Source organism: Arthrobacter sp. TB 26 (assembly GCF_000427315.1).
In the GTDB taxonomy this organism is placed as follows: Bacteria; Actinomycetota; Actinomycetes; order Actinomycetales; family Micrococcaceae; genus Arthrobacter.
Map to the genome: position 1 here is coordinate 1 of NZ_AUPJ01000284.1, position 615 is coordinate 615.

1 protein-coding gene is annotated in these 615 nt (G+C 68.9%); it reads right to left on the minus strand.

All coding sequences use genetic code 11. The features are described 5' to 3' along the window. Positions 1 to 615, minus strand: a 615-nt coding sequence (locus K789_RS0110115) for an HNH endonuclease family protein (RefSeq protein ID WP_024366653.1), incomplete at both ends; no start/stop codon positions are given.

The window sequence follows — 615 nt, forward strand, 5'->3', positions numbered from 1 at the left end:
AGGCCGGTGTGCCCTGGCTGCCGGGGGTTGTTGTGTCCGGGCAACCGCCCAGGATCCGCGCCATCGCATCGTGCTCGGCCTGGGTGACCCACAGCCCGTAACTGGACTTGACCGAGATCTGGCGGGCGACGTAGTCGCAGCGGTACGACTTGTTCGGCGGCAGCCAGGTGGCGGCGTCGCCGTCGCTCTTTTGCTGGTTGCTGGGGCCGTCCACCGCGAGCAGGTTCAGCGGATCGTTGGCGAGGGCGAGCCGTTGGGCCACGGTGAGCTGCTGGGCGCCTTTCTGCCATGCATCGCTGAGCGCCACCACATGGTCGATCTGCACGGCGGAGCTGGTGCTGTTGCCGCGGAGGAAGTTGATCAGCGTCGCCGTGTAGGGGTCGTTCAGGATGCCGGACAGAACAACGCAGTCCCCGGTGCCGGGCTTAAGGGCGAGGGCGGTCAAATCCCGGCGGAGCACGTCGTTGCGGGTGTCGCAGCCGTTGCGGTCGACGTCGGCCCAGGCCTGGCCGAACTGTTCGCGCGAGTAACCCGTTTTAGGCGCCCGGCCCTTGACCGGGATCGTGGCCAGCACGTCGAGGGCCTTGCCGGCGGCGGTGCCGGGCTCCGGCGGGA